This window comes from Streptomyces sp. NPDC001914 (assembly GCF_042891215.1).
In the GTDB taxonomy this organism is placed as follows: domain Bacteria; phylum Actinomycetota; class Actinomycetes; order Streptomycetales; family Streptomycetaceae; genus Streptomyces.
The window spans coordinates 39,176-52,889 of the sequence record NZ_JBIASW010000004.1 but is presented as its reverse complement, the minus strand read 5'-3'; the positions used below and the strand labels follow the sequence as shown (position 1 = coordinate 52,889).

The following is a 13,714-nucleotide window of genomic DNA, read 5'->3' as shown; positions in this document are numbered from 1 at the left end:
CGAGGCCCGCTCTCGGGCGGGACGCGGGGATTCCCCGAAGCGGATCGGCGGGATCTCGGTGCATGTCAGGTGGAACGGGCGGTCGGTGAACCCGCATTCCGTTCGTGTGTGACAGCTTCATGTCAGTCATGTGGACGACCGCACGGCCGGTCGGCCGCGGGACCGCGGAGTTCCGGCAGTCTCCCGAACCAGCGTGCCCGGAGGCGCAGTTCACCGATACGCATGCTCCGTTGACGCCTTTCAGGCCCGCGTGCTTACATCCCGCCATGCCGATGCCGGAGCCTCTGACCCGCCGCCGTGCCGTGGACCTCGTCCGCGTGGCCGCCGCGCTGTGTCGGACGACCGGCTGATCACGCACTTCCGCAGTTCTCCGCACCTCCGCGAACTTCCGCCACGGACAAGCCGGTTGAGTGCGCCCGGGTCCATCCCTGCAGCCGACCAGTGCCAGCCGTGCCGGGTCGTGCCGAGCCCTTCCGTCCTTCCCGCCCTGTGATGACGAGGATCCGCCATGCCTTCACCCACGCCCGCAGGCCGTTACGAATCCGAGTACGACCGCCGCAGACTGCGTCAGTGGCTCGCGGGTGAGGCCAGGGCCGACGGGGTCACCCGCCGTCGGCTGCTCACCCTGCTCACCGCGGCCGCCGCCGGCACCGCCCTCGGTGCCGCACAGCCCGGACAGCCCGCACACGCCGCCGAAGGCCCGATCGTGAAGCCGCTGCCCGCCGAGTGGTTCATCCAGCGCGGCACCAACGCCGAGACCCGCTGGGAGGCGCTGCGGGGGACCGGCCACCACACTCCCAACGACCTGTTCTTCGTGCGCAATCACACCGCCACCCCTCTCTTGGACGCCGACGACTGGCGCCTGCGGCTGTGGGGGAGCGGATTGCGCGGCAGCCCCGGTGAGGAGAGGCCGGTGGAGTTCGGGTACGACGATCTGCGCGCGCTGCCGGCCGTCACACGGACCGCCTTCGTCGAATGCGCTGGGAACGGTCGCTCGTACTACACGACGCAGCAGGGCGAAACGGTCACCGGCACCGCGTGGACCCTGGGAGCGATCGGTGTCGCGCGCTGGCGCGGGGTGCGGCTGGCCGACGTGCTGCGCAGGGCCGGGTTGTCCCCTCGGGCCGTTGACGTGCAACCGCGCGGTCTGGACGCCGAGTACGTCAGCGGCGGGGAGAGCCTGGGGCGGGTACGCCGTCCGCTGCCGCTCGCCAAAGCCTTGGACGACGTACTGCTCGCGTACGAGATGAACGGCGAGCCGCTGCCGTACGACCACGGCCATCCGGTCCGGGTGCTGGTCCCCTCCTGGGTGGGGATCGCGTCGATCAAGTGGGTCGGCGACATCGAGGTGTCCGCACAGCCGCTCTTTTCTCCCTGGAACACCACCTTCTACCGGCTGTTCGGCCCCTCCTATCCCGAGGGCGGCAGCGCGCCGCTCACGCGGCAGACCACGAAGAGCGCGTTCGAGCTGGCGAGCGGGGCCACGTTCCCGGCGGGCCGCAGGCACGTGCTGCACGGGCGGTCGTGGTCGGGTGCGGGGGGTGTCGCCAAGGTCGACGTCAGTACGGACGGAGGCGCCAACTGGCGGCCCGCCCGCCTGCACGACCGGCCCCGGGCCGGCACCTGGACCCGCTGGTCCCTCGGCTGGCGGCCCGACACACCCGGCGTCACGCACCTGCTGGCCCGCGCCACGGACACGGCCGGCCGGACCCAGCCCGACACCGCCGTGCCCAACACGCAGGGCTATCTGTTCGGGGCGGTGGTGCGGCATCCGGTGAACGTGGTCTGACGGACGGCCCGGACCTGGACGCACGGGTCAGACGTGCGGGACGACCGCGACCGGGCACCGCACCCGACGCAGCACGGCGTGCAGGACCGGCCCGATGTGCGCGCCGAACCCGGCCGGACGGATCCGGCGGCCGACCACCAGCAGGCACGCGTCCCGAGACGCGCGCGACAGTGCCTCGGCCGGGCGGCCGTTCTCCACCCGAACGCGAACCTCGACGTTCGGGTACTTCTCGCCCCACGGCCGCAGCAGCGAGGCCACCGCCTGCGCCGCGTCCTCCTGTCCGATCAGGTCCTCCGCGCCCGGCCCCAGGGCCCACGGCGGTCGCCACGCGTACACCAGGCGCAGCGGCGCCGAACGCAGGGCGGCGCTCTCGAAGGCGAAGGCCAGGACGTCCTCGCAGCGGTGGTCGGCGTCGGCGCCCACCACCACCTCGCGATCCGGCCCGTCGTCCGAAGCGGCTTCCCCGACGGCGGGCCCCCGCTCGTCCTCGGCCGTCCCGTCGGCCCGCACCACCGCCGCCGGACGGGTCAGCCGCGCGAGTGTCGCCAGTGCCACGGAACCCGCCAGGAATCCGCCGACACCGCCGAACGCCCGGCTCCCGAGGACCAGGAGTCCGGCCTCGGTACCTGCGGTGACGAGGGCGTCGACCGGTGATCGGGCGATCAGCTCGGAGCTCACCGACACCTGCGGACAGCGCTCTTGGAGCAGATCCACGGCATCCCGCACGATCCGCTGTGCCCGCGAGCGGGGCGCCTCGAGTTCGGGGAGCCTCGACGGCCCCGTGGGCATCGCCTCCCACGCGTGCACCAGTCGCAGCGGCACCCCGCGGCGCGACGCCTCTCCGGCGGCCCACTGGGCGGCGGCGAGACTCTCCGGTGAACCGTCCAGTCCTACGACGATGGGTCCGAGCACGGCCAACACCTCCCCGCATCGATGCGCGCGCGGTGTCGTGGGGCACCCGGCCCCACACCTCCAGGATGACCGGCGGAATCCTCGGCGGGCAGGGGACGAACGGGCCGCGGACGGGCCCGGTCGGCCCACGCCCGGGACGCTGGAGGTGACGAGGAAAGGGAGGCGCGAAGAGCGGAAGAATGAACGGTACTGATCGGTTGCCCAGCTGACCGGTATGGCCGACCTGGTCGGCTGGACGGAGACAGGACTCCCGAGCGCGCACGCGATCCCAGGTATGCACGACATCCGGATCGAGGAACACGTGGCGGACGGCGTGCTCGTGCTGAAGGCCGAGCTCCCGGGCCGGGCGTCGCCCCTCCCCCGAGGACGCTGAGAGCACGGTGACGGGAGCCGTCCCGACCCTGCGGTCCGAGCGCCGTGAGCAAGTGACTGTGAAGCACCGCATGGAATTCCCCTACGGCGGTCTCACCCGCTCCGTCCGGTTGCCGGACGGAGCGAAGGGAGAGGAGGACACCGCCGAGTTCCGCGACGGTGTCCTGACGGTCAGGGTCCCGGTTCCGAAGACGGAGACGGGTACGGCTACCGGGACCTTCCCGGTACTGCACGGCTGACCCGCGAACGGTTCAGCCCACGAGCCGGGCCGACACGGCGTCGGGCCACGCGTCCCGCTCCAGAACCTGGCGGGCCGTGCGGCGTGGTGAGGACGGTCCCAGCGGGCCGTACCCGAAACGGATGATCATCTGGGCGGACGTCCGCCGACCGCGGACAAGCTGGTCACGCAGGTCCGGCCACTCCAGCGCCTGGTGCAGCAGTGATGCCCGTACGTGGTGGACGGTGGCCACCAGCAGGACGCGTTCGAGTGCCTCACCGGCGCGCAGCCAGTCCGTCCGCCGGTCGTGGGGCGTGGACAGCACGGCGATGACGGGCCGCTTCTCGAAGGGTCGGGTGAGGAGTCCCGAGGAGTGCGGGCGGGCGGTGAAGTCGCGCATCGGGATACGGTCCCGGAAGTCCTGCGGGCCCAGTGCCTCGGGAGGCACGCCGAGCGATCCGCCGCCGGGCGGACGAACCCAGCGGCGGCTCTCGGCTGCCCGCTCGGCGTCCGCGCTGTTGCGTCGCTCGGCCTCCCGGGTCAGTCCCAGCAGCCGGTCGGTCTCCGCCACGCCGGGAAAGCGCAGCACGGAGCCTTCCGCTTGGGCGGCTTCGGCGAGTTCGGTCAGGACGGGGACGGGTACCGGACGGCCGGAGAACGGGAGACGGCTGCTGCGCCGGTCCCAGAGGGCTTCGTACAGCCGCGGCGTCGCGGAGAGCCGAGACGTTCCGGCGAGCTGGACGGTGGCCAGCAGGTCAGGTTCGGTCGGGCGGGGGAGACGCCGGGACAAGGGCTCCCAGCCGTGGTGGGCGACCGCGACGCGCAGGTTGAACAGCGCGCAGCCGACGGAGACGTGCAAGGCGCGTCCGGACGGATCGGTGTGTCGCAGGCCGCGTTGCGCGGCCGCTCGGATCTCCAGGGTGACCGTGTCCGGGACGAGCCGGAACCGCCAGGGCTGCGTGTTGTGGAGGGAGGGAGCCGCGACGGACGCCGCGACCAGCCGTTCCAGGGTCGGAACGTCGAGCGCCGTGACGGACATGGTGACTCCTTCCCTGCCCCGCGCCCGAAGCGCCGCCGGGCCGTCGGCTGCTCCCGCACAGCGTGGTCGCGTCGGGAGACGGTGGGCAGGGGCCACCTGGCCCTCGGAGAGGGCCCATCGGCGTCCCCGCGAGAGCCTTGAGGCTCCCTGTGACACTGGGCCACCCGCGATTCCACGAGAACGGTGGCGCCTTCCGCTGACCAGGAGGCGGGACCCGCGGGTGCGGCCCCAACAGCGGAGTTCTGGACGCGGTCCGCCGTCCTGCTGGTGATCGCCGCCGGGCTCGCCGTCGTGGGCAACGCCGCGCTCGGTGCTCCGGTGCCGCGAATGAGCCGTCACAGCGGCCGCACGGTCCAACCGCCGCCGTGTCGGTCGGGCATCCCGATAGGGACCGGAGGGACCCCGGGTATAGGCCGTTCGGCCTCAGCAGTTGGCACGCAGGTGCGCTGGAATGGGGGATACCGGCATCGGAGACGACAGCGAGGAGGTAACCGCCATGGCCACGGAGAAGCGTGGGCAGAGGTTCCCGTTCCCGGACATCCCGGACTGGTTCGAGAACCTGCCCGCCCGGTTCGCGATGCCCACCATGGGCGAGCTGTACACGGTCCGCATCGAGGACTACATGGAGGACGGCCGTTTCGTGGTGCGGGCAGAGCTTCCCGGGATGTCGCCCGAGAACATCGACGTCTTCATCAGCGACGGTGTGCTGACCGTCCAGGCCGAACGCACCGAACGGGAAGTGGACAAGAACCACAGCGAGATCCGGTACGGCGTGATGAGCCGCAGCATGACGCTGCCGCCGGGCGCCGATGAGGACGACGTCAAGGCCGACTACACCGACGGCATGCTGACGATCAGTGTGGGCATGGGCGCCGAGAAGCCGTCGGCCAAGCGCGTCGAGATCCAGCGCGGCAGTTGACGGGGACCGACCGGGTGCGGCGGGCCTGTCACGGGCCCGCCGGTGTGGACGCCATCCGGATGCCGCCGCTCTTCGGCTGCTGCCGCGACGGCTTCCGCCGGAAGGACGCCGAACCTCCCACGACCAGCCGAAACCCCCACGACCAGGAGCCGGAGGACATCATGGCGAGAGCGACGTGGACGACCAGCGGAGTCTTCACCGGGCGGGGAGGTGCCCGTACGGTCGAGGCCGGGATCGTGACCGGTGATCTGACCGTGCGCACCACCTGGGACGGCGCAACGGCCGAAGTCGCGGTGCGCTATACGGGCACCGAGAAGTGGTTCACCCTCACCGGCAGTCCGGAGCCGTGCCGGTCCGAGCACGACAGCAGGCGACTGCACCAGGCGGTGGTGGAAGCCGTGCGGGTGGGCGGCGGCGCTGTCGTTCCGCAGCCCGTGCGGATGGGTGGATGGCCGTGAGCAGCTGATTCGCGGCCCCGATGACGGCAGCCTCGCGTGAGCCGGTGCACGCCACGCGGGCACACCTGTCCGTCACGGACGTCACGCCCGCGCGTCGTGACATCAGCCCTCCTGGGTCGCGTTTGATCTCCGAGATCAGGGCCTCGACACTGGTCTTGATCTCGTCGCGGATCGGGCGGACCGTCTCGACGCCCTTGTCAGCCGGGTCTGCACCGCGACCAACAGCTGCGGGGTGGGGTCCCGGCCCAGCTCCACCGGCCCGGGGCCCGGAGCAGGGCCGGAACCCTCCGTATCCTCACGGCTTCCCCGGGGCGGTCGGCGATGCGCGCCGCGTACTCGTCTCGACCGCTCGAAGGAGGCGGTGATGGCGGGTCCACTCGGTACGGTGCCAGGCCGTGCGCCAGATGCGCCGTGGCACAGGGCGTCAACGCGGGAGTGGGGCACAATCTGTCGCAACGGGCCCGGCGGAGGAAGCGGGTGTGTATGAAGCCGCTTGCCGGTACGGCGGTCATCGGGATCGGAAACGAGTTCCGGCGCGATGACGGAGTGGGGTGGGCCGCCATCGCGCTGTTGTGCGAACGGGCCGCGCGGCGGCCTCTCCCCGCCGGTACCGGACTCGCGCAGTGCGACGGAGACCCCGGCCGCTTGATCACTCTCTGGGAGAACAAAGCTCTCGCCCTCGTCATCGACGCTTGTTTCCCGCCGTCGGCGCAGCCCGGACGGACGCACCGGTGGTGTGTGGCTCCGGGTGAGGTGCCGCATCATGCTGCGGGCAGGCAGAGCACTCACGGGTTGGGGCTCGCCGAGGCCTTTTGTCTCGCCGGCCGTCTCGGGCGCGGCCCCGGGCGCCTCATCGTGTACGCGGTCGAGGGAGCGGACCGCTCGCTGGGCACGGGCCTCACACCGGCGGTGACGGCCGCCCTGCCGGGTCTGGTCCGGTGCATCGAGGAAGACGTCCGGCAGTACAGCCGGAGAACTCGCCGGACCGGCTTCGGACCCGGGAGCTCGCTGGTCTGACATGCTGCCGGATCTAGGCACGTGGAGACCGAGAGGTGCACCATGACCGACGCTTCGGATCCCGGAGCCGGCCGCGACCGCTGGGACGAGGCGGTTCTCGACCACGACGGTCTGTCCGCGCTCGTCCGTGTCCTGAAGGGGCGCGGCCGCACGGTGATCGGCCCGACCGTGCGCGACGGTGCGATCGTCCTCGACGAGCTGGACTCCGCCGATGCCCTGCCCCACGGATGGGGGGTCGAGCTGGAGGCGGGGCGCTACCGGCTCCGCCGCCGCGAGGACGGTGCGGCCTTCGCGCACAGCGCGGGTCCCCAGTCATGGAAGTCGTTCCTGCACCCGGAGCGCGTCCGGCAGTGGTCCGCGGACCGCGCCCCGGACGGTGCGCCGTCCGTCCGGGAGGAGGATCAGGAAAGGATCTCGTACGCCTTCCTCGGCGTGCGCCCCTGCGATCTGCGCGCCATTCGGATCCTGGACCGGGTGCTGAGCGGGGGCAGGTACCGGGACCCCGTCTACCTGTCCCGGCGGACAGGTGCCTTCCTGATCGCGGTCGAGTGCACCGAGCCCGGTGCCACCTGCTTCTGCGTCTCGATGGGCAATGGGCCGGCCGCAGACGCCGGGTACGACCTCGCCCTCACGGAGGTCGTGGACGACGCGGGCCACCGCTTCCTGTGCCGGAGCGGGAGCGAGGAAGGAGCGGCGGTTCTCGCGGAACTGCCGCACCGGACTGCCGATGTCCACACCCGGGAAGCCGCGGCCCAGGCGGTGAGCACCGCCGCCGAACGCATGGGCCGTTCCATGCCGCCGGTGGACCTGCGCACCCTGATGCGCGACAACCTGGAAGCGGAGCGCTGGGACGACGTCACCGCCCGGTGCCTGAGCTGCGGCAACTGCACCATGGTCTGCCCCACGTGCTTCTGCACCACCACCGAGGACGTCACCGACCTGACCGGCGATCACGCCGAGCGCTGGCGCCTCTGGGACTCCTGCTACGACCTGGACTTCTCGCTCCTCCACGGCGGTGCGGTCCGGTCCACTCCGCGCAGCCGCTACCGCCAGTGGCTCACGCACAAACTGGGCACCTGGCACGACCAGTTCGGCAGTTCGGGCTGCGTCGGATGCGGCCGGTGCATCGTGTGGTGTCCCACGGGCATCGACCTCACCGAGGAAGCCCACGCACTGCATCAGGAAGCCACGCAGCGGGAGAACACGCCGTGACCCCGCATCCGGGCGGGCCCCCCGGTGCGGATGCGCTCGCCGCTCTGACGGAGGAGCAGCGCGGGAAGCTGCTGGCCCTCGCCCGTGACCTCGCCTTTCCGGGCGGCACGCGGATCTTCGAGGAAGGGGAGGACGCCGACCGGTTCTGGATCATCCGCTCGGGAACGGTCGCGCTCGACATCCACCTGCCCGGCCGGGGACGCGCGGTCGTGGAGACCATCGGTGCGGGCGGCCTGCTCGGCTGGTCGTGGCTGTGCCCACCCCGGCAGTGGCATCTGGCGGCCGAGACGCGGGACCCCGTAAGCGTCTGGGAGTTCGATGCCGCCGCTGTTCGTGACCTGTGCGCCGAGGACACGGCGCTCGGCCTGTCCCTGGTCACCGCCGTCGCGGAAACCATCGGGGACCGGCTCCGAGCCACCCGCACCCGGTTGCTCGACCTGTACGGACCGCCGGGGCCGGAGGGGAGCCGAACAGGACCATGACGTCAGCACCGCTTCCCTATCGCGTGGTGGACCGCCGCGAGGAGACGCACGACACGGCAACCCTCGTACTGGAGCCGGCCGGCGAGACCCTGAACCCTTTCGCACCGGGCCAGTTCGCGATGCTGTACGCGTTCGGTGTCGGAGAGATCCCGGTGTCCGTGTCCCGGCTCGCGGACGGGCACCGGGTGACGCACACGATCCGCGCCGTCGGGGCCGTCTCCCGCGCATTGTGCGGCCTGCCGACCGGCGGGTGGGTCGGCGTGCGCGGCCCCTTCGGCACCGCCTGGGAGACGGCCGCGGCTCACGGCAACGACCTGCTCGTCATCGCCGGAGGCATCGGGCTCGCCCCGCTGCGTCCTCTCGTCGACACCGTTCTGGCCGATCTTCACGCCTACGGGCGGCTGAACGTGCTCGCGGGTGCCCGGACCCCCGCCGATCTGCTCTACGGAGACGAGATCGCCGCTTGGGAGAAGCCGTTCGGTGCCGTCACGGTCGACCGGCCGTCGGGCGGCTGGACCGGCCGGGTGGGAGTCGTCACGACGCTGCTTCGCGAGGCCCGGTTCACGCCGTCGGACACGGTCGCCTACGTCTGCGGTCCCGAGGTCATGATGCGTGCGACCGCGCGGGAGCTGATCCACCACGGGGTACGCCCCGACCGCATCCAGGTCTCCCTCGAACGGAACATGCGCTGCGCCGTCGGCCACTGCGGACACTGCCAGCTCGGGCCCCTGCTCCTCTGCCGAGACGGTCCGGTCGTCCGCTACGACCAGGCCGAGCCCCTGCTCCACGTCCGGGAACTGTGAGATGAGCACCCCCACCCCTCTGCCCTCAGCCCGTCCCCGCCTCGGCGTGTTCAAGTTCGCCTCCTGCGACGGCTGCCAGCTCACCCTCCTCGACTGCGAGGACGAACTCCTCGGCATCGCCGCCCAGCTGGAGATCGCGCACTTCCTCGAAGCCTCCAGCGAACCCGCGCCCGGCCCGTACGACCTCGTCCTTGTCGAAGGCTCGGTGAGCACGCCCGAGCATGTGGAGCGTGTCCGACGCGTCCGCGCCGATGCCCGCCATCTCGTCACCATCGGCGCCTGCGCCACGGCCGGCGGAGTGCAGGCGCTGCGCAACTACGCCGACGTGGAAGGATATCTGGCGACCGTCTACGCCCGCCCCGAGTACATCGAGACCCTCGCGACCTCCACGCCGGTCTCGGCCCACGTACCCGTCGACTTCGAACTGCGCGGTTGTCCCATCGACCGCGGTCAGCTCGTCGAGGTCATCACCGCCTTCCTCGCCGGACGCAAGCCCGCGATTCCGAACCACAGCGTCTGCTTCTCCTGCAAGCGGCGCGGCAACGTCTGCGTCACCGTCGCGCACGGCACGCCCTGCCTCGGCCCGGTCACGCACGCGGGCTGCGGAGCTTTGTGCCCGACCTACGGGCGCGGGTGCTATGGCTGCTTCGGGCCGGCGGGAACCACGAACCTTCCCGCGCTGGTCCCACTGATGCAGCGTGACGGGATGACCGAGGAGGACATCGGCAGGTTCCTGCACACCTTCAACGCGACCGCCTTCACCGCCGTGGAGGACCAAGGGCAGCCCGACACGACCGACGTGGAAGGCCCCGAATGAGCGATTCCACGCCCCGGTCCCGGGAGTTCCGCATCCCCTCACTCGCCCGTGTCGAGGGCGAGACCGCGCTGCATGTGAGGATTCACCACGGCACCGTCATCGAGGCGCGGCTCAAGATCTACGAGCCACCGCGGTTCTTCGAAGCCTTCCTCCGGGGCAGAGCGCACACGGAGCCGCCCGACCTCACCTCCCGCATCTGCGGAATCTGTCCCGTCGCCTACCAGATGAGTGCCAGCCGTGCCATCGAGGACGCGTGCGGCGTCGTCGTCGACGGACAACTGGCCGCCCTGCGCCGCCTGCTCTACTGCGGCGAGTGGATCGAGAGCCAGACGCTGCACATCCACATGCTGCACGCGCCCGACTTCCTCGGCGAGGACGACGTGATCGGTTTGTCCCGCCTCCATCTGGAGCACGTCAAGCGCGGACTGCGCCTGAAGCAGACCGGAAACGCCGTGGTCGAACTGCTCGGGGGCCGGGCCATCCACCCTGTCAACGTCCGCCTCGGAGGCTTCCACCGCGCTCCGACCCGCGCCGAACTCCGCCCTCTGGAGGAACGGTTGCGCACCGCCCTCGACGACGCCTGGGACACGGTGCGCTGGGTCGCCGGCTTCGAGTTCCCGGACGCCGAGTGCGAAGCCGACCTGCTCGCCCTCGCCGAGGAGGGCACCTACGCCATCGAGTCCGGCGTGCCCACCGTGCTTCCGTACGACGAGACGCTCCCGCCGTACCGCTTCCCCCTGCGCGACTTCACCGAGCATGTGGTCGAGGAGCAGGTCCCCCACTCCACGGCCCTCCAGTCCCGGCTGGACGGCCGAAGGCATCTCACCGGCTCCCTCGCCCGCTGGGCGGTCAGCGGCCACCTGCTGTCCCCACTGGCCCTGGAAGCCGCGCGGGAGGCCGGGCTGGGCGATCCCCCGTCACGCGCGGGCGCCCGGTGCGGAGAGGTCTGCCGGAATCCGTACCGAAGCATCCTCGTCAGGGCGGTGGAAGTCCTGTATGCGGTGGAGGAGTCCCTTCGGATCATCACGGAGTACGAGCGTCCCGCCAGCCCGCACATGGCGGTGCCGGCCCGGGCCGGTACCGGTCACGGTGCCACCGAGGCGCCACGCGGCCTGCTCTACCACAGCTACGCGCTCGACAGCAGGGGCAGTGTCACCGACGCCTGCATCGTTCCGCCGACCGCCCAGAACCAGGGAGCCATCGAGGAAGACCTGCGTCGGCACGTCCAGGCCGGGCTCGAGCGGGGTGAGGTCTCCGAGGCCGAGCTCACCCGGCTGTGCGAGCGGGTCGTGCGTAACCACGACCCGTGCATCTCGTGTTCGGCCCACTTCCTGGAACTGGACATCGACCACACTCACTGACACGCCCGCGACCGGCCGGTCCCTCAGCCGCCACGCGGGCCGGGCCGGCCCGTTCCGTGGACGCAGCCGATCGGCTGGTGGCTGCTCGGGGGTGAGCCGCGGTGCCGTCAATCGTGGGCGACCACGGCGACGGGCGCCTTGACGTGATGGAGGACCGCGTGGGCGACCGGTCCGATGTGCGCGCCGATCGAGGACCGGCGGATGCGGCGCCCGACGACGACGAGCCCCGCATCGGAGGACCTCTCGACGAGCGCTGTGGCGGCGTGCCCGATGCTCGCGCGCGCGATGACGCCGACATCGGGGTACTTGCCCCGCCAGGGCGCCAGGACGTCGCGCAGAGAGGCCTCCGCACTCATTTGGAGCTGGGCGTGAACCCTGGGATCGTACGCCGCGCCGTACCCCATCAGGGGAGGTAGTGACCAGCTGTGCACGGCGTGAAGGGTGCACGAGCGCTGTGCCGCTTCCTGGAAGGCGAAGGCGAGCAGCGCGTCGGACGGCCGCCTGGTGTCAACGCCCACCAGCAGCTCACGGGCCGCGTGCCGGCCAGCGGGGTGCGGCACCGCGTCCTCGCTCGCCCGTACCAAGACCACCGGTCGCACCGTCGCCTGGATGACCGCCATGCCGACGGCACCGAGGACGAAGCCCGTGACGGCGCCCAGACCCCGAGAACCCAGGACGATCATGTTCGCGGTCGCCGCGACGCCGGCGAGCTCGACGGCCGGTCGGCCGTCGAACGACCGGGTACCGATCTCCACATCAGGGTGGCTCGCGCGCAGCTCGTCGGCGGTCTCGTTCAGCATCCGCTGTGCCCAGTGGCGGCGAACATCGCCCGGCGGCACCGGGAGGTCGCCCGGCGATGACCATTTCTTGGCGTGGACGAGGCGGAGCGGCACGCCGCGCAGAAGGGCCTCTCGCGCCGCCCAATGGGCCGCCGCGAGGCTTTCCGCGGATCCGTCGAGGCCAGCGATGATTCGATCGTTCATGATGGCTTCTCCCGGCAGGGGCCCGAAGAGTTCAGGCGGTTCGTCTGCGCACATGCCGATGCGGCACGGCTGCCCCCTCAGGCCGGGTTCGTGTCGTCGACGGCGTAACCGAGATGCTGCGTCACGGAGACCACACCGTCCACGGTCCGGCAGAGGCGCTCGATGAGCGGGATGAGGCTCCTGAAGTCGACGGTTCCGCGCAGTTCGACGCGGCCGTCGTTGACGGCCACGGTGATCGCCGAGGGACTTTGACGCACGCCGAGTACGAGGACGTCGCCCATGATCTCGCGGCGGATGTCGTCGTCGTCCCGTAGGAAGATCCGCAGCAGGTCCCGCCGGCTGACGATTCCGATCAGTACGTCCGAGTCGTCCACGACCAGGAGCCGCTTGACTCCTTGGGCTTCCATCAACCTGGCGGCTTCGGCGACGGTCCAGTCCGGTCCGGCGCACACGGGGGGCGAGGACATCAGCTCCTCGGCGCGTGTACCCGCGGCTTTGTCCTCCTGCCAGGCATCCCGTTCGGGAAGTGACCGGAAGTAGTCGCCTTGGCCCGCGGACTTCGGCAGCAGGTCCCGTTCCGATATCACGCCGAGCGGCCGGCCGTCGGAGTCGACGACCGCAACGGCCGAAACCTCGTGCTCGGTCAGGGTACGGGCGATCTCCTTGAACGGAGCGTCGCTGGGGACGGTGACGACCTCGCGTGTCATCAGCCGGCTGATCTCCCGATGCTTCATGATCTTCTCCTGCCGCTCGCCGGGCGTTCGTGTGCCGGCCGGCACGTCGTCCTGTGGTTGAGCCGGTCATCGACCGCGACGGTCCTATATGTCCGAGAGTGGGCATCTGTGCCTGTCGACGGTAGGGCCATCAGGGGGCATTTCGGACCAATCGGCCCTGTTGTGCCGATACCGGGTCTGCTTTCATGAAATTGGCGGAAAGAGTCCCTGAAGGATGCGGGGAAGCGGCTGGTGGCCGTGCACCGCACGATCGGGATCCGCGAGAAGCGGGCGGGCTCTTTCCGCCCGTTGTCGTGAGTGGCCGATGCGTGGCGGTGAGGGTCGGCAGAAAGTGACAGGCCGCCGACGAGTAGCCGAGGGCGGCCCGCTCCCCGCCGGTGATCCACCATCATGAACGGTGCCACGTCCGCGATATGGCCGATGAGGACGGGGCGGCGAATCCGCGAGGTATCGGGAACGCACGTGCCGGTCAGCTGTCGGTGGCTCAACGGCTTTTGAGAACAGGGCCGTTCGGCCCCATGGCCGTAGACCTTCGGCATCCGCCGCCGACCGGTGCGCACGGTCAGAGTGAGTGGTGTCAGGCACCGAGCCGACCGCCC

General features: G+C 71.1%; 15 protein-coding genes and 1 pseudogene. 11 read left to right on the top strand and 5 right to left on the bottom strand.

The window, feature by feature from the left end:
• Positions 1–508 precede the first annotated feature (508 nt).
• Positions 509–1,789 (top strand): sulfite oxidase, encoded by a 1,281-nt coding sequence (locus ACFYYF_RS12830; RefSeq protein WP_388774536.1) that lies wholly within the window; start codon positions 509–511, stop codon positions 1,787–1,789.
• A gap of 27 nt (positions 1,790–1,816) precedes the next feature.
• Here ACFYYF_RS12830 and ACFYYF_RS12825 read toward each other — a convergent pair whose 3' ends face one another.
• A complete protein-coding gene (locus ACFYYF_RS12825; protein ID WP_388774533.1) occupies positions 1,817–2,701 on the bottom strand; it encodes a universal stress protein in 885 nt (294 codons plus the stop codon).
• A 214-nt stretch (positions 2,702–2,915) separates the two neighbouring features.
• Here ACFYYF_RS12825 and ACFYYF_RS12820 point away from each other — a divergent pair, with 214 nt between their 5' ends.
• On the top strand, positions 2,916–3,074 hold the full coding sequence (locus ACFYYF_RS12820) for a hypothetical protein (RefSeq protein ID WP_388774530.1): 159 nt from the start codon (positions 2,916–2,918) through the stop codon (positions 3,072–3,074).
• 7 nt (positions 3,075–3,081) lie between these two features.
• Entirely contained in the window at positions 3,082–3,312 is a 231-nt protein-coding gene (locus ACFYYF_RS12815; RefSeq protein ID WP_388774526.1) for an Hsp20/alpha crystallin family protein, read from the top strand.
• 12 nt (positions 3,313–3,324) lie between these two features.
• On the opposite strand, the gene ACFYYF_RS12810 is transcribed toward ACFYYF_RS12815, so the two are convergent.
• Complete coding sequence (locus tag ACFYYF_RS12810; protein ID WP_388774523.1) at positions 3,325–4,329, bottom strand: Acg family FMN-binding oxidoreductase; 1,005 nt, start codon at positions 4,327–4,329, stop codon at positions 3,325–3,327.
• A gap of 496 nt (positions 4,330–4,825) precedes the next feature.
• Here ACFYYF_RS12810 and ACFYYF_RS12805 point away from each other — a divergent pair, with 496 nt between their 5' ends.
• Positions 4,826–5,248, top strand: a complete 423-nt coding sequence (locus tag ACFYYF_RS12805) for an Hsp20/alpha crystallin family protein (protein WP_388774521.1) — start codon at positions 4,826–4,828, stop codon at positions 5,246–5,248.
• Positions 5,249–5,409: 161 nt separating this feature from the next.
• Positions 5,410–5,706: a hypothetical protein gene (locus tag ACFYYF_RS12800; protein ID WP_388774519.1), complete on the top strand. Its 297-nt coding sequence runs from the start codon at positions 5,410–5,412 to the stop codon at positions 5,704–5,706.
• Positions 5,707–5,830: 124 nt separating this feature from the next.
• On the opposite strand, the pseudogene ACFYYF_RS12795 reads toward ACFYYF_RS12800, so the two are convergent.
• Positions 5,831–5,914 (bottom strand): annotated as a pseudogene (locus tag ACFYYF_RS12795) (phosphotyrosine protein phosphatase); the annotation flags it as partial.
• Positions 5,915–6,189: 275 nt separating this feature from the next.
• Here ACFYYF_RS12795 and ACFYYF_RS12790 point away from each other — a divergent pair.
• The 6 genes from ACFYYF_RS12790 to ACFYYF_RS12765 are packed head-to-tail and all read left to right on the top strand — an operon-like array spanning position 6,190 to position 11,398.
• Positions 6,190–6,723 carry a hydrogenase maturation protease gene (locus tag ACFYYF_RS12790; RefSeq protein ID WP_388774517.1) on the top strand — a complete coding sequence of 178 codons (534 nt, stop codon included), beginning with the start codon at positions 6,190–6,192 and terminating at the stop codon, positions 6,721–6,723.
• A gap of 42 nt (positions 6,724–6,765) precedes the next feature.
• Positions 6,766–7,935 (top strand): 4Fe-4S dicluster domain-containing protein, encoded by a 1,170-nt coding sequence (locus tag ACFYYF_RS12785; RefSeq protein ID WP_388774514.1) that lies wholly within the window; start codon positions 6,766–6,768, stop codon positions 7,933–7,935.
• Positions 7,932–8,417, top strand: coding sequence for a cyclic nucleotide-binding domain-containing protein (locus ACFYYF_RS12780; protein ID WP_388774512.1), 486 nt, complete (start codon positions 7,932–7,934; stop codon positions 8,415–8,417). The genes ACFYYF_RS12785 and ACFYYF_RS12780 overlap by 4 nt, the downstream gene beginning before the upstream one ends.
• Entirely contained in the window at positions 8,414–9,220 is an 807-nt protein-coding gene (locus ACFYYF_RS12775) for an FAD/NAD(P)-binding protein (RefSeq protein WP_388774509.1), read from the top strand. Before ACFYYF_RS12780 ends, ACFYYF_RS12775 begins: the two co-directional genes overlap by 4 nt.
• A 1-nt stretch (position 9,221) precedes the next feature.
• The gene (locus ACFYYF_RS12770) at positions 9,222–10,037 is read left to right on the top strand and encodes an oxidoreductase (protein WP_388774506.1); all 816 of its coding nucleotides are present in this window, start codon (positions 9,222–9,224) and stop codon (positions 10,035–10,037) included.
• On the top strand, positions 10,034–11,398 hold the full coding sequence (locus ACFYYF_RS12765) for a Ni/Fe hydrogenase subunit alpha (RefSeq protein WP_388774504.1): 1,365 nt from the start codon (positions 10,034–10,036) through the stop codon (positions 11,396–11,398). Before ACFYYF_RS12770 ends, ACFYYF_RS12765 begins: the two co-directional genes overlap by 4 nt.
• A 107-nt stretch (positions 11,399–11,505) precedes the next feature.
• On the opposite strand, the gene ACFYYF_RS12760 is transcribed toward ACFYYF_RS12765, so the two are convergent.
• Positions 11,506–12,381: a universal stress protein gene (locus ACFYYF_RS12760; RefSeq protein ID WP_388774501.1), complete on the bottom strand. Its 876-nt coding sequence runs from the start codon at positions 12,379–12,381 to the stop codon at positions 11,506–11,508.
• Positions 12,382–12,458: 77 nt separating this feature from the next.
• A complete protein-coding gene (locus ACFYYF_RS12755; RefSeq protein WP_388774499.1) occupies positions 12,459–13,115 on the bottom strand; it encodes a CBS domain-containing protein in 657 nt (218 codons plus the stop codon).
• Positions 13,116–13,714: the final 599 nt, after the last annotated feature.

What these genes read in the sequence shown, in the direction of transcription:
- ACFYYF_RS12805 (WP_388774521.1), top strand. Translation starts at nt 4,826, where the DNA reads ATGGCCACGGAGAAGCGTGGGCAGAGGTTCCCGTTCCCGGACATCCCG.
- ACFYYF_RS12760 (WP_388774501.1), bottom strand. Translation starts at nt 12,381, where the DNA reads ATGAACGATCGAATCATCGCTGGCCTCGACGGATCCGCGGAAAGCCTC.
- ACFYYF_RS12755 (WP_388774499.1), bottom strand. Translation starts at nt 13,115, where the DNA reads ATGAAGCATCGGGAGATCAGCCGGCTGATGACACGCGAGGTCGTCACC.
- ACFYYF_RS12830 (WP_388774536.1), top strand. Translation starts at nt 509, where the DNA reads ATGCCTTCACCCACGCCCGCAGGCCGTTACGAATCCGAGTACGACCGC.
- ACFYYF_RS12775 (WP_388774509.1), top strand. Translation starts at nt 8,414, where the DNA reads ATGACGTCAGCACCGCTTCCCTATCGCGTGGTGGACCGCCGCGAGGAG.
- ACFYYF_RS12820 (WP_388774530.1), top strand. Translation starts at nt 2,916, where the DNA reads ATGGCCGACCTGGTCGGCTGGACGGAGACAGGACTCCCGAGCGCGCAC.
- ACFYYF_RS12810 (WP_388774523.1), bottom strand. Translation starts at nt 4,329, where the DNA reads ATGTCCGTCACGGCGCTCGACGTTCCGACCCTGGAACGGCTGGTCGCG.
- ACFYYF_RS12770 (WP_388774506.1), top strand. Translation starts at nt 9,222, where the DNA reads ATGAGCACCCCCACCCCTCTGCCCTCAGCCCGTCCCCGCCTCGGCGTG.
- ACFYYF_RS12800 (WP_388774519.1), top strand. Translation starts at nt 5,410, where the DNA reads ATGGCGAGAGCGACGTGGACGACCAGCGGAGTCTTCACCGGGCGGGGA.
- ACFYYF_RS12765 (WP_388774504.1), top strand. Translation starts at nt 10,034, where the DNA reads ATGAGCGATTCCACGCCCCGGTCCCGGGAGTTCCGCATCCCCTCACTC.
- ACFYYF_RS12785 (WP_388774514.1), top strand. Translation starts at nt 6,766, where the DNA reads ATGACCGACGCTTCGGATCCCGGAGCCGGCCGCGACCGCTGGGACGAG.
- ACFYYF_RS12790 (WP_388774517.1), top strand. Translation starts at nt 6,190, where the DNA reads ATGAAGCCGCTTGCCGGTACGGCGGTCATCGGGATCGGAAACGAGTTC.